We start from the raw sequence: 18,547 nt of genomic DNA on the forward strand, positions 1-18,547 counted from the left end.
CACAAATCGTGTAAAACTTTGACTCCGAAGTCGGGGTACTATTGCAGAGTGATTCTGCTGTAGTACCCCGACTTCTTTTTTATGCGCTCTTCCCGTCTACTCCTGCCCGCTTTGCTGCTCTCGGCTACTGCCTATGCCCAGCATGATATGCACAAGATGGCCGCTCCCACTGACACGGCCCGCGCCAAAAAAGCCGTGGACCACAGCCAGCACATGGGCCATACTATGCCTGGCATGACAGCCACACCCGATACCTCACGCAAGGCTCAGACAATGCAGGGCATGGACCACTCGGGCCACGATATGAGTAACATGGCTGGCATGGACCACGGGGGGATGAACATGAGCCACGCCTACTCGCGCAACTTGCCCATGAGCCGCAACGGTTCCGGCACCGCCTGGAACCCCGATAATACACCCATGTTCATGTGGATGCACCACAAGGGCCAGTGGATGATTATGAACCACGGGGCCCTGAACCTGCGCTACACCAACCAGAACATCGGTCGAAGTAATGGGCAGCGGGGCGGCACCACCTTTGACGCTCCCAACTGGTTTATGACCATGGCTCAGCGCCGCATTGGGGAGAAAGGTCTGCTGAACCTCACGGCTATGATTTCCTTAGACCCGCTCACGGAAGGCGGCAACGGCTACCCGTTGCTGTTCCAGAGCGGAGAGGCCTACAAGGGCAAGCCATTGATTGACCGCCAGCACCCCCACGACTTGTTCTCCGCCCTAAGTGTTGCATATACGCATGCTTTCACCGAGGATGTAGACCTGACTGTGTACCTGGGCTACCCGGGTGAGCCGGCCATTGGGCCCGTGGCCTTTATGCACCGCATTTCGGCCATGCCCAACCCCGATGCCGCCCTAGGCCACCATTGGCAGGATGCTACTCACATTGCCTTTGGGGTAGCTACAGTAGGCCTGCGCTACAAGCAGTTTAAGCTGGAAGGCTCCAACTTTACTGGTCGGGAGCCTGATGAGCACCGCTACGGCTTCGACAAGCCCCGCGCCGACTCATGGGCCGGGCGCCTGAACTGGAACCCCACGCCCTCCCTAGCCCTGCAGGTATCGAAGGCCTACATCAAGAGTCCCGAGGAGCTGCACCTAGATGAGAACGTGCGTCGCACTACGGCTTCCATTATCCAAAGTAACCAGTGGGGCGACTACCGTTTCATCACCTCAGCACTGGTTTGGGGGTTGAATAAGCATGTGGAGGCAGATGGCCATAGCCACGGCAGCGCCTCACACTCCGTGCTGGCTGAAACCAATGTGCAGTTGGGCAAGCCCGCCGTATACGGCCGCTACGAGTTCGTGCAGAAATCTAATGAAGAGCTGGGAATCCCGCTGTTCGGGCCCGCCGACGAGGAAGTAACCGCCAACTACAATGTGCACGGCCTGACCGTGGGCGCTAATTACCGCGTGGCCCAGGTAGCAAAAACTGACTTTACCTTGGGTGCCCAGGCCACCGTCTACCGCCCCGACTCAGATATCCGCTACTTCTACGGTCGCACACCCGTTTCCGCCCAAGTGTATCTGCGCCTGAATCCTTCTTTGATGAAACGGATGTAGCGTGCGGTAGCTCAGCTAGGTATATCCCCTTCATCGTTTCGGTTTAGGTCACCGGTGTTGTTTTGAATCAGAGGTGGCACATCAAACTGGACTAAATACCCTTGCGGTGCACCGAGTAGGTTAGTTCCCTTTTGGAAGTCGTTTCTTTCTATCTGCACAGTAGATCTGTACCAGCAGTCAAAGAAATTAACGAAGCTCTTGAATATATTATCGGTCAACTGTACCAAACAACCTGGCTGGTTGTGGCCTCCTGCTTGAAAGTCGAGGTAACTGTCGAAAGTGCAGCCTTCGATACTCAATCCATGCGTGAAGTAAGCAAACTCAAATTCGCATCGTGTAAAATGTGAGTTTACCAGCCTTACAGCGTGGGTGTAATGCATAGTCGATCCTACTAACTCATCTACCCAGCAGTTTTCTATTTCAACGGGATAGTCGAAGTAGAGATAACCGAGAAGGCTAAGCTGGCCAACAATGTGATAGCCCTGCACAGGATGCTTGGCTTGTATCCATTGAAGAGCGACAGCCGCTGGAATCTTTGGAAGTTGTTGTGGTGATGTGAGCATTAGGCCATGATATACTAAGTCAAATATAGACCATACATATACGGCCGTACCTTTGCGGCACCATTGCCGCTAGTTTGTGGTTGTTGCTGCCGTGCCTACATCTTCTCTTCGCATCCTGCTCATTACCCCGCCGCTTACGCAGCTGAATACGCCCTACCCGGCCACGGCCTACCTGAAGGGCTTTCTCGGTTCGCGTGGCTATAGTGTGACGCAAGCTGACCTAGGCCTAGAGCTAGTGTTGAAGCTGTTCTCGCAGACTGGCCTAGCGCGGGTATTTGCGGCCATTGAGGCCGGCGGCTTCGACCTGAGCGACAACGCTAAACGGATGCTGCGCCTGCGCCGCAGCTACCTGAGCACCATTGAGCCGGTCATCCGATTTCTGCAGAACAAGGACAATACGCTGGCCCCACGCATTTGCCACAGCCGCTTTCTGCCCGAAGCCAGCCGTTTCGATAACGTGGCCGACCTGGAAAGCGCTTTCGGCACCATGGGCCTCACCGATCAGGCCCGCCACTTGGCCACACTCTACCTCGAAGACCTCGGCGACCTAATTAAGGAAACCGTGGGGCCGCAGTTTGGCTTTTCACGCTACGCGGAGAAGCTGGCTATGTCGGCCACTACGTTTGATGGCTTGCAGGAGGCGCTGGATGCCCCCGCCAACCTGCTCGACCAGATGCTGCTGGAGCTACTAGATGAGCTAGTGGCTCGCACCGAGCCCGATGTGGTGGGTTTCACGGTACCATTTCCTGGTAACCTCTATGGCGCCATCCGCCTAGCGGGCCGTGTGAAAGAGCTGCGCCCGACGGCCAAAACCCTAATGGGTGGCGGCTACCCCAACACCGAGCTGCGCCAGATCAAGGAGCCCCGCTTCTTCAATTACATCGACTTTCTGACCCTCGATGATGGCGAAGGCCCGTGGCTGCGGCTGCTAGGCCACTTGAGGGAGGAAAAAGAACGACGGTATGCACCAGCATTAGAACGTCATGCTGAGCTTGTCGAAGCATCTCTACCTCTGGCTAACCCCAATCTTGTAGGCGAAGCAGTAGAGATGCTTCGACAGGCTCAGCATGACGAGCTGATAAATCACCAGTTGCCCTTCCAGCGGACTTTCCTGCGGAATGAGACGGGTGAGGTGGTGTATGTAAACCAGCCTTTCCCGGATATTCCGCACCCGGAGGTGGGCACGCCGGATTACTCTGATCTGCCGCTGACGGAGTATTTGTCGGTGATTGAGGTGCTGAACCCCATGCACCGGCTCTGGAGTGACGGGCGCTGGAACAAGCTCACGGTGGCTCACGGCTGCTACTGGAAGCGTTGCTCCTTCTGCGATGTGACGCTGGACTATATCTCACGCTACGAAACTGCGCCCAGCACCCTGCTGGTTGACCGTATTGAGCAGATTGTGCGGCAAACCGGCCAGACTGGCTTCCACTTCGTGGATGAAGCTGCCCCGCCCCTGGCCCTGCGCGATTTGGCCATTGAGCTGCTGAAGCGGCAGGTGAACATTACGTGGTGGGGCAACATCCGCTTCGAGAAAACCTTCTCCCCCGACCTATGTCGCCTGCTGGCCGCCTCGGGCTGCATAGCAGTGTCGGGTGGCCTAGAGGTGGCTTCTGATCGGCTGCTGGCCCTCATGGAGAAAGGCGTGACCATTGCCCAGGTGGCCCGCGTGACGGATGGCTTCACCCAGGCCGGCATTATGGTGCACGCCTACCTGATGTATGGTTTCCCCACTGAAACCGCCCAGGAAACCGTGGATTCGCTGGAAGTAGTGCGCCAGCTGTTTGGTGCAGGCATTGTGCAGAGCGGTTACTGGCACCGGTTTTCCATGACGGCCCACTCGCCCGTAGGCAAGAACCCGGAGAAGTATAAGGTGCAACCCATCGGCCCCGAGCCTGGCCCCTTCGCCTGGAACGACCTCTGGCACGACGACCCTACCGGCACCGACCACGAGCAGTTCGGACCTGGCCTAGCCAAAGCGCTTTACAACTACCTACACGGCGTGGCCCTGCAGGAGCCTCTCAGCTTCTGGTTCGATTTCCGGGTGCCCAAGCCCACCGTGCCGCGCCACCTGATTCAGCAGGCCCTGCAGGAGCCCGTGAAACCAGATTTCGCGAAGCAGAACCAGCGCCTGTTCTGGCTGGGCAACGCCCCGGAACTGACCTTGGAAGCCGGCAAGAAAGGCCCCCGCGCCGTGCTCACCTTCTACGAGCAAGCCGAGGATTTCGAGGTAAAAGTACCTGCTGCCATAGGCCAGTGGCTCCAGGAGCTTCTATCAGGTCTAACGGCAGACTACGACACCAAGGTCCTGCTGAAAGATGCCGCCCGCACTTTCCCCCAAGGCCAGAACTTCGAGCAGTTCCTACAGTCGCAGAGCTGGCAGTTGCTGCGGGAGAAGGGGTTGTTGATTCTCTAGGCTAGGTAGAGGGTAGCAGAACGAAGCTCCCCTCCTCAGATGAGGAGGGGCTGGGGGTGGTTGACCGGAGCGTTGTTTATCTAGTCCATCCTGTCGAGCTTGTCGAAGCATCTCTACCGCTTCGTTGTTCATCCTATTCCGCACTTCACTTTCATAGCACGTCATCCTGAGTGGAGCGAAGGATCTTATCACGTCAGCACGAGGCGCTAGGCCAGTCGTGCTAACGTGGTACCCCACCCCAACCCCTCCCCTCAGGAGAGGGGCTTGAATTACTATTGCAACATCAGCAAGTAAGAAGATCCTTCCTTCGTTAGGATGACGTGCTATTGGGTTGGGTTAGCATTGCACCGTCAGCACGCGAGATGTCTCGACAAGCTCGACATGACGGTCTCTGTAAACAACGATTATCAACCACCCCCAACCCCTCCTCAGCTGAGGAGGGGAGCTTCGTTCTTGTGGCTCTACTTCGTGACTAGGCGGAGCCAGTCAGTTAGGCCTTCCCAGTAGCCGGGGGCGGGCGTGGGCCACTGCCACTGGCCGTTGGTGGCGGCGCGGCCGGGCACGATGAAAGCGGCGGTGGCGCGCGGGTAGGTGCGGACCATACCGTTGCGGCGGGCGCCTAGTACACCGCGGAGGCGGCGGTAGTTGTCTGGGATGTTGAGGGAGGTGTCGAGGGCGGCGTAGTGGCCTAGGGCGGGGATGCGTTGCTGGCTCAGGACCTGGTAGGCTTTGGCCTCGTCGGCGGTGCGGGCGGGGGCGCCTTCCAGCACAACAAAGGTCGCCTGGGGCTGGGCTTGCGCGGCGGCAGCTACTGCCCACGGCGTGGCGGGCCCGCGGCTCCAGAGGCCTACTTTGCTGCTATCTACGGCGGACTGGGTGCGCAGCAGGGTCAGGGCGGCGCTTACAGCGGCGGTAGCCCCGGAGTCGGTGGGGATGGTGGTGGGCAGGGTCAGGGTTACGAAGCCCTGGCGGGTCAGGCGGGCGGCTTGGGCGGCGGGCACGCCCAGCACCACTATGGCCGGGTGGCGCAGCAGGGTGTCTTCGGGCAGGCGCAGGGTGGCCGACTGGCCTAGGCCCACATCGCGCAGCTTTACCTCCTGCTCCCGGTAGCCACGCGGGGCGGCTTCGCCCCGACGCACCCACACAAAATCTACCTGGGCGCTGTCCCAACTGAGTACGCCGCGCAGGAAGTCGCCCTCGCGGAGGGCTTGTAAGCTGATGCCGCCGGGCTGGGTGGGGTCTTGCTCCAGGCGCAGCTGGGGCTCCTTGTAGCGCAGCTGTCCGGCCGGGAAAGAGAGGCCGGGGTTTTCGGGGAAGCTGATGTCGCCCTGGAGCTGGCCGGGCGTGGCCTCGCGCAGATCGAGGGCCACGCGCAGCTCCGAGCCGCGGTAGGTGATGGGTCCCTCGTAGTGGCCGGTGGGCAGGGGAATGGTGGGCTGGTCGCGGGAGCTATCCGTGGAGCAGGCCGTGGTGAGGGCCAGGGCCACGGCGCTCAGCCACCACCGGCCCGGCCGCGCCTCTACCAATGCGGATGTCAGCTCCGCCGAACAAGCATACCAAACTGATTTCAAGGGCAAGCAGCTAAGGGGTATAAGGCGTAAAGGTAAGCGACACACGCTTGCCCTACAGGCCCTTCCGTAGAATGAGGTCGGTCTGCACGTCCTGGCCCAGCCGGAACTCGTGCTGCCCGATGGGCTTGAACCCGAAGCGGCGGTAGAACTCAATGACGCGGGTGTTCTTCTCCCACACGCCCAGCACCACAGCCCGGCACTTCTGCTGGCGGGCTTCCTCAATAGCGCGGCGCATGAGGGTGGCGCCCAGGCCCGTGCCAATCCAGTCTTCCAGAATGTAGAGGCGCTCAATCTCCAGCCGTTCTTCGGGCACTTTGCCTTCCTCCTGGCCTAGGGTGGAGTGGAGCTTGAGCTTGGCGTAGCCCACCACGTCTTGCACCAGCTGGGCCAGCAGAAACACGGTATTGGGGTCCTGCAGCTCCGCCAGCTGCTGCTCGGGGCTGAAGCTCGCAGCCAGGTAGGCCGCCATATCTTCGGGCCGGTTCTGGGCCGCGAAGGCCTCATGGAAAGTCTGCCGGCCCAGCTCGGCGAGTTGGGCCGCGGTGGCCGCGGTGCGCTTAGCCACCAGAATACGAAGCGGAGAAGTCATAGAAAACCAGATCGGGAAAGAGCCGCAAAGGTAACAGGCCTAGCGCGGCTTCAGCAGAACGAAGCTCCCCTCCTTGGAAAGGAGGGGTTGGGGGTGGTTGACAATCGTTTCTTACTTCTTTACATAGCCCGTCATGCTGAGCTTGTCGAAGCATCTCTACCTCTGGCTAACTACTGGCCTAGGAGAATGCAACGAAGCGGTAGAGATGCTTCGGCTCCGCTCAGCATGACGAGCTGGAGGGCTGTTCAGGTAGTCGTTCTAGGCCACTCCACCACCCCTGGCCCCTCCTTAGCTAAGGCGGGGAACTTGCTGGCTAGCTCTACTAGCGCAGGCCGTTAATCTACGGTATCGTTGCCGCGCCGCTCGCGCCAGCCGTAGCGCAGCATCAACAGGCCTAGCACCAGCAGCGTGAGGTTTATGACAATCTGGACCGAGGTAATGGCATTGGGGCCCTGGGTGGCATAGAGGGTGTAGAGCACGTACATACGCAGGGCCTCCCCAATCACGAGCAAAGCACCAGAAAGCAGAAACAGCAGCCCCACCAGGCGGCGGGTAGGGGGCGAAAGCGGCCAAGGCATACGAGAAACTTATTGGAGGTGAGGCAATGGGCAGGGCGCCGGGAATGGCCCGCGGCAGCGTAGAACGCCTACTTACGGAAAAGCCGCCTGCCACAGCGAAAAACTCTGCTCACTTCCCCCGCCGCGGCAGTTGCAAATTGATTTTAGGCGTGTACTTTTGCTTCTACCAACCTTCATCAGCGAGAGTAGCTCAGTTGGTAGAGCATCAGCTTCCCAAGCTGAGGGTCGCGAGTTCGAACCTCGTTTCTCGCTCAATAAAAAGCCGCTTGCCTTAATTAAGGCAAGCGGCTTTTTCATTACTAACTTAAATACTTCTGAAAGCTCCTGCCTCTACTTCCCAAACTGCCGCAGGTTGTAGGTGAAGCTCAGCAGGAAATACCGCGTTAGGACGTTGCTGCGAACGTCTTCCAGGTAGGTATCGGTCACGTTGCGGACTACGCTGCGGTTTTGCTTGAGCAGGTCGTAGGCCTGTAGTTTCAGCTCGCCCTGCTTGGCTTTGAAGAGCTGGCGCGTGAGGGCCAGGTTCCAGAGGGCTACGCTCTGGTTGAAGCCCGCTGAGCGGCCCGCGTAGCGCGTCAGCCACAGGTCGCTGCTGATGGCCCAGTTGCCGGGCAGCTGGTAGAACAGGTCGGTTTCCAGGGTTTGGGTCCAGTAGGAGGTGTTTTGCTGGGGCAGCAGCGAGTAGGTGGCCCGCTGGTAGGTGGCGTTGGCTCGCAGGCCGAGCTCCAGCTGGTCGTTGAAGGCGGAGTTAAGGCTCAGGCCCTGCCCCAGGTTCCAGGAGCGCGTGTCGTTGGCCTGGTCGTTCACGAAGCTGCGGCTGCGGGTGAGGTTGCCGTTGGTGGTCAGGTTCAGGTTGAGCTTGTGCCAGGCCAGGCGCTGCCCCACTGACGCGAAGCCGTTGAGCGTGGCGTAGCCATCGGCATTTACGGGCCGGGTGGTTTGCACGCCCCGGGCGCTGAACGACGTGGCCGACACAATGCGGTCTTGCACCTTGCTGCCGTTGAGGGAGGCAAATACGCTGCGGTTGTTCACGGCGTTGAACTGGGTGTAGGTGCCCGTGAGGGTATGGATGTACTCGGGGCGCAGGTCGGGGTTGCCGAGGCGCACGCTCAGGGGGTTGGTGTTATCGGCCACAGGCTGCAGCTGCACGGCGGTGGGCGCCTGCAGGCGAGTGCGGTAGTTGAAGCGCACGGTGCGGCTGCGGCTGCCGTTGTAGCTGAACAGGGCGTTGGGCAACAGCTGCTGGTAGCGGCGCGTGAGGGCCAGGTCGGCAGTTTGGTTGTTCACTAGCAGGTCGGCCTGCTGGGCATCCAGGCCCAGGCCATAGGTGTAGCGCAGGCGCTTGGTTTGCAGCGTGAGGCCGGCGCGGTGGGTGCGGAAGTTGCTGCTGAAGCGGTTGCTGAGCGGGAGGTTCAGGCTGCTATACGTCCCGGTGGTTTCGTCGAAGTCGCGCACTTGGCGGTTGGCGCGGCTGCGGCTGTCGGCGAGGTTGTAGTGCAACTCCAGCTTGTGCTGCAGGCTCAGGGGCTCGGTGTACGAGAGGTTCAGGGTTTGGGTGCGGGCGGGGTTGTCCAGCCCGATGCGCTGGTTGAGCTGGCTGGTGGTGGGCGTGCCGTCGGGGGCGAAGAAGGTGTTGGTGGCTTGGTTGAGGGCGTCGCCGTCCTGGTTGTTGAGCACCGTGTTGAGGTTGGCCGAGAGCGTGCGGCCCAGCTTGGCGAATCGGCGCATCAGCAGGGTGTTGCCGCCGCCCCAGAGGGTGTTGGCATCGGACTGGTAGCGGCTCAGGCTTTGGTTGAGCTGCCGCTCGCCCACGCTGGTTTGCTGCTGGCTTATATTCAGGGCGTTGCTCTGGCGCCACCACAGGCTGGGCGTAAAGCGCAGGGAGGTCAGGGAATCGAGCTTGTAGTCGAGGCGCAGGTTAAAGCGCTGGCTGAGCACGCGGTTGCGGGAGTCGGCCTGCTGCTGGGTCAGGAGCGACTCGCCCGGCTCGGTGGTGCCGGTGGCCACGTTTTCGCGCCGAATCTGCTGGCCATTGCGGATGGTGCTGCGGCTGACGAAGTAGCTGGTGGCCACCTCCGCGCGCTTGCCCCAGGCGTCGCGGTAGTTCAAGCCCCCCGATAGCGCCTCCGTAACGCCAATGGCTTGGTTGCCGCCCCCGGTGCCACTGCTCAGGCCCTGGCGGCTGCCGCCGCTAGCTATCCGTACCGGGCCGCCCCCGCCGCTGCCGGGCCCCTCGAAACCACCGGGCAGCGCGCCGCCTAGGCCACTCCCGCCGGGGCCGCTGCTGGCGTCGCCGGCCGCGGGGCTGCCGTTGTCGCCGAAGCCGGTTTGGTTGAGGTTGTTGGCCTGGCCTACGGCCGAGAGCTGCCGCCCATTGTTGAAGCGGTTCAGCCCCAGCCGGGCCTGGTAGCGCCCATCGGTGCCCGCCCCTACCCCGTTTTGCCCGAAGTAGCCCTTGCGCTTGTCGCGCTTGGTCACTAGGTTCAGGGTTTTCTGCTGGGTGCCATCATCAATGCCCGAGAAAGCCGACTGGTCGCTGCGCTGGTTGTAAAGCTGCACCTGGTCGATGATGTCGGCGGGCAGGTTGCGGGTGGCCATCTTGGGGTCGTCGCCGAAGAAGGGCTTGCCGTCCACCAGCACCCGCTGCACATCCTGGCCGTGGGCCTTGATATTGCCGTCGCGGTCTACCTCTACGCCGGGCAGCTTCTTCAGCAAGGATTCTACGGCGGCGTTGGGCTGGGTTTTGAAGGCTTTGGCGCTGAAGGCCACCGTATCGCCCTGCACGCTTACGGGGGCCCGCTCCTGCTGCACCACCACCTCGCCCAGCGTTTGCGCCATGGCCCGCAGCCGCAGCGTGCCCACCGGCACCTCTAGGCCACCCGCGCCCACGCTCACCGGGTGCAGCTGGCTTTTATACCCCAGAAACGTAACGAGCAGGAAGTAGCGCCCGCTGCCCACGTTGCGCAGAGCAAAGCGCCCATCCCCATCGGTAATCGTGAAGCTGAGGTAAGACGAATCCCGCCCCGCCAGCAGGGAGATAGAAGCCTCCCGCAGCGGCCTGCCCGTAGCCGAGTCGGCCACCGCCCCCAGAATCTGGGCTTTGCCAGTGGCGGCGGGAGCTGTGGGTTTCTGGGCCAAGGCAGTTCCCAGGCTCAGCCAGCAGAGTAGAAGTAGAATGTAGCGCATGGGGATAGGTTGAGCAAGGATGTGCTGACGGGGAACCCCACCCCCGGCCCCTCCCCTCCGGGAGAGGGGTGCCAAGCGAGGGAAATGAGCAATGCATGATGAGCTGCTGATCATGGCTACCAGAACGCACCCCTCTCCCGGAGGGGAGGGGCCGGGGGTGGGGTTCACACTAATTGCCGGTTTCCCGGTCCATGAGGCGCTGGCGGAAGTTGGCGCGGGCTTTCTCGCGTAGGTCGCGGAGCTGCTCAGTGGTGACGAGCTGGGCGCCAGCGACGGGGCGCACTTCGGCCTCGGGTACGGGCTTGAGGTCTACTTTGGTGGCTTTGAATTGCTCCTTGGGGCTTTCTACAGACAGCACTACGCCCTGGGTAGGCAGCAGCTCCCGGATGGGCGAGTAAGTGAAGGGCAGTTCCGTGGTGTACCAGATGGTGTAGGTTTCTTTCTGGAAGGGCACGGTGGCCTTGCGGCAGGTAAAGCCGGCTATCTTTTTGGTCTGGTCGGTGTCTTTCCAGCCTTCGGGCTGGGTGAAGGGCGCGTCGGTACGGTAGGTAGTGGTGGCGTCGCCGTCTTTCAGGCCTACTACCGTGGCGTAGGAGCGGCTGTTCATGTCCACGTACACGGCCTCCTCGAAGGGGCGGCCGAGGTTGGTGGTTTGTGGCGCAGTGCCTGGCCCGGCGCTGATGATGCGCATGGCCATGTTTTGGCGCTCCTCCTTGGCGTAGGGCCCGGCAAAGCTCAGCGTCATGCCGAAATTGCGGGTATCGGGAATGTCGGTGGGAAACTCCGGGCTGCCAGGCTTTATCACCTGCCCATCAATGACAATGCGCATCTGCGACGGATCGACGCGCTGGGCGACTTCGTACTGGATGCGGCCAGATTTAGGAGCCGACTGAGCCGAAGCAGCGGAGCGTAGGCCAGTGCCCAGCAGGAGCACGAGTAAAAAGGAGAAAAGGGCTTTCATGGCGAGCAAGCGTTAGAAGTGGTTGACGCTTGCAAAGCACCGCAGAGCCCATGTAAAGCACTGTTACTTTATGTTAATGTATGTTAACGGCTTACCAAGCCCGCGCCGGAGGTTGTATTTTCGGGCTGGTTGCTGGTTGTTGATGGTTAGATGCCGACAGCTAGCATCTCGTCAATCCAACATTCAGCAACCAACAATCAACCACTGGAAATCAACAACCACCCACCCATGAAACGCCGCATCCGCTCTATCTTCTGGCTGATTGCGCTGTGCATTCTGGGCATTAATGGGTTCCAGGGCTATTGGCTGTACAATACCTACCAGCTCACCTCGGCGCAGTTTCAGCGCACTGCTCGGGAAGCTTTGCTGGGTGTGGTGCAGCAGTACCAGTTAGCTGCCGCACGCCAGTTTATTGATTCAGGAGCGCCGGGCAACATGGTCATCTTTCACAAGTATGACGACGGCACTGGCCTAGACCGAATTGTGCTGAAATCTAGGGGAAGCACTACGCCCGATTCAGGACGGCGGCCGGTTCGTATTAGTGTGCGGCGTGACATCGTGAAGGAGGTATTGCCCCGCCGGGCTGCCGCCGATACCCTAGCCAAACGCCTGTCGCGCCTGGTCTTGGACGATTGGGCAAACGGCAAGCGGGTGAATATGCAGCACCTGCAACAGGCCTACCAAACGGAGCTAAAGCTGCGCGATATGCCCATGCAGTTCACCTTAGACACGCTGCACCTGCCCATTGTGGACCGCACGCACCTGGCCCAGAAGCGCCACACCGCCTTATCAAAAGCGCAAAGCGGTTTTCAAACCTCGCCGGTGCCGCTCAACCCCATCAGCAACCTGTACGTGCGGGCCACCTTCCCGGCGCCTACCAGCTACATTCTGCGCCGCATGGGTGGCCTACTGGCGGGCTCGGTGCTGTTGCTGGGCCTCACCACGGGTTGCTTTCTGCTGATGCTGTCTACTATCCTGAAGCAGAAGAAGCTCTCTGAAGTCAAGAACGACTTCATCAACAACATGACCCACGAGCTGAAAACGCCCCTAGCCACGGTGTCGGCGGCGGTAGAGGCCATGCAGAACTTCGGGGCGCTCAATGATCCGCAGAAGGCCCAAGCCTACCTCAGCATCAGCCGCAATGAGCTCCAACGCCTCTCCGACCTGGTAGAGAAAGTGCTCAACATTGCCGTGGAGGAGCGCCAGACCCTGGAACTCAATCCCGAGCTGGTGTGCCCCGCCGAGTTGGTGCAGGAGTTGGTAACGCGCCATCAGCTGAAAGCGCCCAAGCCGGTGTTATTTGAGGTGGACTTGGAGCCCTCGGTATCGCTGAATCTGGACCGCCTGCACGTCAGCAACGTTCTCAACAACCTCATCGACAATGCCATTAAGTACTCCCGCGAGCAGGTAACGGTAGCCATTCGGGGCCGCCGCGACGAAACCGGCTGGCGCCTCACCGTCCGCGATAACGGCATCGGAATTCCAAAGAGCTACCAGGACGCCATCTTCGACCGATTCTTCCGCGTGCCCACTGGCAACCTCCACCCCGTGAAAGGCTTTGGCCTAGGCCTGTACTACGTCAGACAGGTAGTAGAACGCCACGGCGGCCACATCGCAGTTCGCAGTGAGCCCAACCACGGCAGCGAGTTTTCCCTGTGGCTGCCGGTTGGGTGACGCCAGAACGTCAATTCCCTTTCTCAGATGAGGAGGGAGTGGGGATAGTTGACTGGCCTAGAACGATTACACTAGACCGTCATGCTGAGCCTGCCGAAGCATCTCTACCGCTTCATTGCTGACGTTCTAGGCCAGTTGATTAGCCAGCGGTAGAGATGCTTCGACAGCGCTCAGAACGACGGTCTGGTAAACAACGGGTATCAACCGCCCCCAACCCCACTCCGTTTTATGCACGGAATCATCTGAGGAGGGGAGTTGATGTTCTATCATCTTCCATCATCACTTATTCCTCCCTTCTTCCATGCCATCCATTCTCCTCATTGAAGACGAGCCTGCCCTGGGCATGATTGTGAAAGATAGCTTGGAGGTCCGGGGCTTTACGGTGCGCTATGCTGCCGATGGGCAGGAAGGCCTGGAGCTATTCCGGGAGCAGTGCCCCGATATTGTGGTGGCCGACGTGATGATGCCCCGCCTGGATGGCTTCTCGCTGGCCGAAATCATCCGGCGCGACAACCCGGCCGTGCCCATTATCTTTCTCACCGCCCGCTCTCAGCCTGCCGATGTGGTCAGGGGCTTTGAGCTGGGCGGCAGCGACTACCTCAAGAAGCCCTTCAGCATGGATGAGCTGATTGTGCGCATCAGGGCTCGGCTGGGTGCCCCAGTTCCGGTAGCTACGCCTAGCAGCGTGTACACCATCGGCCGTTACCAGTTCGACCACCCCAAGCAGCGCCTGCGGCTAGGCCTGCACGAAGAAGTGCTCACTAACCGCGAAGCTGAACTGCTCAAGTGTCTCTACGACCAGCGCAACCAGGTATTGGAGCGCACCGCCGTGCTGCAAGAGCTCTGGGGCGACGACAGCTTCTTTAATGGCCGCAGCCTCGACGTGTTCATCACCCGCCTGCGCCGTTACCTCAAAGACGACCCGCAGGTGCAGATAGTAAATGTGCGTGGCATTGGCTACAAGCTACTCTGGTAGGCCACTCCTGACACAGCCCCGCGTAGGCTGCCATATGCCTGCAAAGTGCACGGAAAAGTAGAAAGTAACTCAGAACACCTGGGATGGGTATAGTTATGTTACCGAACTGTTAACTCCCCTCCCATGCATTTCCTGAACGAGCTCCTAGGTCTTCATGCGAGTTCGCACAACATCACTACCCTGCAGATGTGTGCACGCGCTATCATCGTTTTTCTCTGGGCCCTGACCTTGCTACGCTTAGCGGGGCAGCAAGCCTTCGGCAGCGGCAGTGCCCTCGATATGGTATTGAAGGTGATTTTTGGGGCCGTGCTGAGCCGCGCCATTGTAGCGGCCTCCCCTTTTGGGGCTACCTTACTGACGGGGGCCGTGCTGATAGGCTTATACCGTCTGCTCTCCTACATTTCCTTCTTCTCCGATACGGTGGGCCGGCTGGTGAAGGGCAATGCGCTTCCACTCGTCGACAATGGCCAGCCGTTGCCCCTCAATCTGCGGCGGGTGAGCTTCTCGGAGAAAGACCTGCAGGAAGGGTTGCGCAACAGCGGCAACCTCGATGACGTGACCCAGGTTGAGCGGGCCTACCTGGAACGCAACGGCCGTATCAGCGTGGTCCTGAAGAAGCCGGCGTAAGTGCCTTGCGAAATAGGTAGCGCGTTTGATTGAGCGTTTCGATGGCGGTAGTACCCGTGTAGGTGGGGCGCTGCGGATCGTTGTAGGCCAGGGCCGTTTCTATCTTTTGTGTGGCCTTCACGGGCTGCGCTGAGGTTTGGATTTCTACCAGTTCCCATCCGTCCTGGGCCAGCTCATTCAGAGCCCCTATCAGCAGCGCATCTACCTCGCCGGGCTCAGGGCTGGAGAACAAGCCTTGCTTGGGAGGCTGCAGCTTCGTTTGCCCCCGCCAAGCTGGTGCCAGATACACGCATTGGTCGTTGTACAAACGCACTATCTGGTACTGATACCGCTGGCCTGCGGCGGGAGGCAGTACGGTACTCATTAGCACCGGCTGCAAGGCCGTTTCCGGCAGCCTTGGCAACGGCCCAGCCGGCACTTTCTCGTGAGCAGGCTGCGACTGAGCCGCACCAAGCCGCAACATCAACATGGCCGGCAATACTAGGCTGAAGCGTAAGAATAGAGACATACAGTAGCAAGAAAGAATACACGAAGCCCCTGACTAAGCGTCGCTAGGCCAGGGGCTTCATTCTACTATCGTGCCGAAGTACTACCCTGAGCGCTCAAGGCAAGCACAGGTACCATCTCTAGTTCAAACACAGCGGAGAACAACTCCACAAGAGAAGAGCCCTTACCAAAGCGTTTCCGCTCTACGTAAGGGCTCTTCGTATTTCACTTCTGTGCAGCCTGAATTAGTCGCGCTTGGTTTTCAATACTTGCTTGAGGGCCGCTAGTTCGTCGCGGAGCTTAGCAGCGGTGAGGAAGTCGAGGTCTTTGGCGGCGGCTTCCATCTGCTTCTCGGTTTGCTTGATGAGCTTCTCTAGGTCGGGGCGCGCCATTACTGACACTACCGGCTCGGCGGCTATGGCTAGGGCCACATCAGTATCGGGGCCAGCGTAGGCAGTGCCTTCTTGGATGCGGTAATCGGAGAGGGACGTTTGCTCCATGATGGCCTCGCGAGACTTGCGCACTGTGCGGGGCGTAATGCCATGCTCTTCGTTGTAGGCCAGCTGTGTGGCGCGGCGGCGGTTGGTTTCATCAATGGCCCGCTGCATGGAGCCCGTAATGCGGTCGGCGTACATAATAACCTTACCCCGGTCGTTACGGGCGGCCCGGCCCATCGTCTGAATCAGGCTGCGCTGGTCGCGCAGGAAGCCTTCCTTATCGGCGTCCAGAATGGCTACTAAGCTCACTTCGGGTAAGTCGAGGCCCTCGCGGAGCAGGTTTACCCCAATCAATACGTCAATTTCGCCCAGGCGTAGCTGGCGCAGAATTTCCACGCGGTCCAGCGTCTTCACATCGGAGTGCACGTAACTCGACTTGATGCCCAAGCGCTCCATGTATTTCTGCAGCTCCTCGGCCATACGCTTAGTGAGCGTGGTTACCAGCACCCGGTCGCCCATTTTCACGCGGTTGTCTACCTCGTCCAGCAAGTCGTCAATTTGATTCACGCTGGGGCGCAGGTCAATTTCGGGGTCGAGTAGGCCAGTCGGACGGATAATCTGCTCCACCACTACACCCTGCGCGCGAGCCAATTCGTAGTCGGCCGGCGTGGCCGAAACGAACACGGCCTGCCGGATCATGCTTTCAAACTCGTTGAACGTGAGCGGGCGGTTATCGAAAGCCGAGGGCAAACGGAACCCATACTCAATGAGTGCCGCCTTACGGCTTCGGTCGCCGCCCCACATGGCCCGGATCTGGGGCATGGTGGCGTGGCTCTCGTCTACTACTAGCAGGTAGTCGTCGGGAAAATAGTCGAGCAGGCAGAAAGGCCGGGAACCCGGCTGGCGGCCGTCGAAGTAGCGCGAGTAGTTCTCGATACCGGAGCAGTAGCCCAGCTCCCGAATCATCTCCAGGTCAAACTCGGTGCGCTCCACAATTCGCTTGGCTTCCGAGTCGCGCCCCTCCTTCTCGAAATAGGCGTGCTGCTGCACCATGTCAAACTGAATCTCCTTGATGGCCTGGTTGAGCGTATCCTTGCCCGTCACGAAGAGGTTAGCGGGGTATAGCGTCACCGACTTCTCGTCGCCCAGCTTTTTGCCGCTCGCGGGGTCAATCTTATGAATAGCCTCAATTTCGTCGCCGTAAAAGAAAATACGGTACGCGTGGTCGGCGTAGGCCGGGAAAATGTCCACGGTGTCGCCCTTCACCCGGAAGGAGCCACGGGTAAACTCCTGCTCGGTGCGCGAGTACAGAATCTGCACAAAAGAGTAGAGCAGGTTATTGCGCGAATACCGTAGGCCTGGTGCCAGGTAAATCACATTCTTCCCGAACTCCTCGGGGTTACCAATACCGTAGATACACGACACCGATGCCACCACAATTACATCGCGGCGGCCGCTGAGCAGCGTGGAAGTGCAGTGCAGGCGCAGCTTTTCAATTTCCTGGTTAATAGCCAGGTCCTTTTCAATGAAAACGTCGGTACTGGCAATGTAAGCCTCTGGCTGGTAGTAGTCGTAGTAGCTGATATAGTACTCGACGGCGTTGTTGGGGAAGAACTGCTTGAACTCGCCGTAGAGCTGCGCGGCTAGGGTTTTGTTGTGGCAGAGCACCAGGGCCGGCTTGCCCGTTTGGGCAATAACGTTGGCCATAGTAAAGGTTTTGCCCGTGCCGGTGGCTCCCAGCAGCACCTGCGCCGGCTCCCCGTTGTTAACGCCCTCTACCAATTGCGCAATGGCGGTAGGCTGGTCGCCGGTGGGTTTAAACTCTGAGGTCAGTTGGTATTCCATGCAGGGAAATATAGGCCAGAAAGGGTAGCCTATGATAACTGAATTAGAATACGGGAGGTTTCCTGGCAAAAGAAAAAACCCATCTGGCTGGCAGATGGGTTTTGCATATGCTACGCCTAGTGGCCTAGTGCAATGTAATCTGAACGTAATGGTTGGGTTGAACAAAGGCTAGCCCGGGCGTTGCCTGTAGGCGCGCTACGTAGGCTAGCTCCTCTCCTACCGGCACTTGCACAGTGCATGATTTCGTGATAGACACTTCCTGTAAGCGTAGTTGGCGCACTGTCGCTAGCCAGTCCTGTTGGGCAGACAACGGCATCGCCAGAAAGCGGCCGCCAACTTGCAAACCGGTTCCCTGTGCACGCACAAACATAGGCCACTCCGGGGTATTGCCGTAGGCCTTGCTCATCACTATGTTCTTCACATAGTCTGCGCTATCCTTGGAAACAGTAGTGGTATACAAACAGGGCGCTACTTGCTTTATAGGCAGCTTGTAGGAGTTAGCCAATGCAAACAATTGCACTAATGTTGTACTCGCTTCAGCACCCAAGATTATTTCCCCCGGCACAAATTTCGGGTGGATATCTTCATTTTCTTTCTTGCTACAGCCAGCCAACATCACAACAACCAGCACTAAGTACAGCAAACGCATAGCCTATCAAGTGAAAAACTGTGTAGGTATAAGAGTATCGCTACCGGGGGTCGCGCCAGAGTAGTACGGGGTTGGTGGCAGTAGTGGAAAAGTCAGTGCAGCGGCCGTCGCCCACCCCCGATAAGCCGCCACTAGCCGCACACAGCACGTTGCCGCAGTGGTCGAAGAGGTAGTTGTAGTTGTCGCAGCAGCCGCCCGTTACCAGGTACACGGTGTTGCCCTTGTAGGTGTACTGCGTAACCTCAGCGGCGGGCGTTTGCTTGGGCTTTTGCTTTAGCTGCTCAATGAGAGTAGCAGAAAAGTCGCTGGGGCAGGGGGCGGTTGCGGCATCTCCCGATAAATCGGCGCTACAGGCAGTGACTAGAAAGAGCAGCCAAGCTGCCAAAAAAGTAAATGTTCGATTCATAGAGGGTG

Annotated in this window: 15 protein-coding genes and 1 tRNA gene; 6 read left to right on the top strand and 10 right to left on the bottom strand. The window is 59.4% G+C overall.

Features of this window, described 5'->3' with window-relative positions; all coding sequences use genetic code 11:
• The first annotated feature begins 81 nt into the window (after positions 1–81).
• Positions 82–1,575, top strand: coding sequence for a hypothetical protein (locus tag EU557_RS07580; protein ID WP_135529794.1), 1,494 nt, complete (start codon positions 82–84; stop codon positions 1,573–1,575).
• A gap of 11 nt (positions 1,576–1,586) precedes the next feature.
• Here the strand turns inward: EU557_RS07580 and EU557_RS07585 are convergent, their stop codons facing one another.
• Positions 1,587–2,138, bottom strand: coding sequence for a hypothetical protein (locus EU557_RS07585; RefSeq protein WP_135529795.1), 552 nt, complete (start codon positions 2,136–2,138; stop codon positions 1,587–1,589).
• A gap of 91 nt (positions 2,139–2,229) precedes the next feature.
• On the opposite strand from EU557_RS07585, the gene EU557_RS07590 reads away from it, so the two are divergent.
• On the top strand, positions 2,230–4,554 hold the full coding sequence (locus EU557_RS07590) for a B12-binding domain-containing radical SAM protein (RefSeq protein ID WP_245326198.1): 2,325 nt from the start codon (positions 2,230–2,232) through the stop codon (positions 4,552–4,554).
• Between the two features lie 461 nt (positions 4,555–5,015).
• Here EU557_RS07590 and EU557_RS07595 read toward each other — a convergent pair whose 3' ends face one another.
• From EU557_RS07595 to EU557_RS07605, 3 genes are all read right to left on the bottom strand, one after another.
• A complete protein-coding gene (locus tag EU557_RS07595) occupies positions 5,016–6,125 on the bottom strand; it encodes a dienelactone hydrolase family protein (RefSeq protein WP_135529797.1) in 1,110 nt (369 codons plus the stop codon).
• Positions 6,126–6,177: 52 nt separating this feature from the next.
• Complete coding sequence (locus EU557_RS07600) at positions 6,178–6,714, bottom strand: GNAT family N-acetyltransferase (RefSeq protein ID WP_135529798.1); 537 nt, start codon at positions 6,712–6,714, stop codon at positions 6,178–6,180.
• Between the two features lie 335 nt (positions 6,715–7,049).
• Positions 7,050–7,292 (bottom strand): hypothetical protein, encoded by a 243-nt coding sequence (locus tag EU557_RS07605; RefSeq protein WP_135529799.1) that lies wholly within the window; start codon positions 7,290–7,292, stop codon positions 7,050–7,052.
• A 179-nt stretch (positions 7,293–7,471) separates the two neighbouring features.
• Between EU557_RS07605 and EU557_RS07610 the strand changes: the two genes are divergently transcribed.
• A tRNA-Gly gene (locus EU557_RS07610) sits at positions 7,472–7,544 on the top strand.
• A 78-nt stretch (positions 7,545–7,622) separates the two neighbouring features.
• Here the strand turns inward: EU557_RS07610 and EU557_RS07615 are convergent.
• Together EU557_RS07615 and EU557_RS07620 are read right to left on the bottom strand one after the other, a co-directional pair.
• Entirely contained in the window at positions 7,623–10,478 is a 2,856-nt protein-coding gene (locus EU557_RS07615; protein WP_135529800.1) for an outer membrane beta-barrel family protein, read from the bottom strand.
• A 169-nt stretch (positions 10,479–10,647) separates the two neighbouring features.
• Entirely contained in the window at positions 10,648–11,439 is a 792-nt protein-coding gene (locus tag EU557_RS07620) for a GLPGLI family protein (protein WP_135529801.1), read from the bottom strand.
• A gap of 228 nt (positions 11,440–11,667) precedes the next feature.
• Between EU557_RS07620 and EU557_RS07625 the strand changes: the two genes are divergently transcribed.
• The 3 genes from EU557_RS07625 to EU557_RS07635 all read left to right on the top strand — a co-directional run bounded on the left by EU557_RS07625 (position 11,668) and on the right by EU557_RS07635 (position 14,716).
• A complete protein-coding gene (locus EU557_RS07625) occupies positions 11,668–13,113 on the top strand; it encodes a sensor histidine kinase (protein WP_135529802.1) in 1,446 nt (481 codons plus the stop codon).
• Between the two features lie 301 nt (positions 13,114–13,414).
• A complete protein-coding gene (locus EU557_RS07630) occupies positions 13,415–14,089 on the top strand; it encodes a response regulator transcription factor (RefSeq protein ID WP_135529803.1) in 675 nt (224 codons plus the stop codon).
• 123 nt (positions 14,090–14,212) lie between these two features.
• Positions 14,213–14,716, top strand: a complete 504-nt coding sequence (locus tag EU557_RS07635) for a DUF421 domain-containing protein (RefSeq protein WP_135529804.1) — start codon at positions 14,213–14,215, stop codon at positions 14,714–14,716.
• Here EU557_RS07635 and EU557_RS07640 read toward each other — a convergent pair.
• From EU557_RS07640 to EU557_RS07655, 4 genes are all read right to left on the bottom strand, one after another.
• On the bottom strand, positions 14,688–15,224 hold the full coding sequence (locus EU557_RS07640) for a hypothetical protein (protein ID WP_135529805.1): 537 nt from the start codon (positions 15,222–15,224) through the stop codon (positions 14,688–14,690). The genes EU557_RS07635 and EU557_RS07640 overlap by 29 nt on opposite strands.
• 223 nt (positions 15,225–15,447) lie before the next feature.
• The gene (gene uvrB, locus EU557_RS07645) at positions 15,448–17,484 is read right to left on the bottom strand and encodes an excinuclease ABC subunit UvrB (protein WP_135529806.1); all 2,037 of its coding nucleotides are present in this window, start codon (positions 17,482–17,484) and stop codon (positions 15,448–15,450) included.
• A gap of 124 nt (positions 17,485–17,608) precedes the next feature.
• The gene (locus EU557_RS07650; protein ID WP_135529807.1) at positions 17,609–17,944 is read right to left on the bottom strand and encodes a hypothetical protein; all 336 of its coding nucleotides are present in this window, start codon (positions 17,942–17,944) and stop codon (positions 17,609–17,611) included.
• 229 nt (positions 17,945–18,173) lie between these two features.
• Positions 18,174–18,539, bottom strand: a complete 366-nt coding sequence (locus EU557_RS07655) for a DUF6970 domain-containing protein (RefSeq protein WP_135529808.1) — start codon at positions 18,537–18,539, stop codon at positions 18,174–18,176.
• Between the last annotated feature and the right edge of the window lie 8 nt (positions 18,540–18,547).

Origin of the sequence: Hymenobacter wooponensis (assembly GCF_004745865.1) — a bacterium.
GTDB lineage: Bacteria > Bacteroidota > Bacteroidia > Cytophagales > Hymenobacteraceae > Hymenobacter > Hymenobacter wooponensis.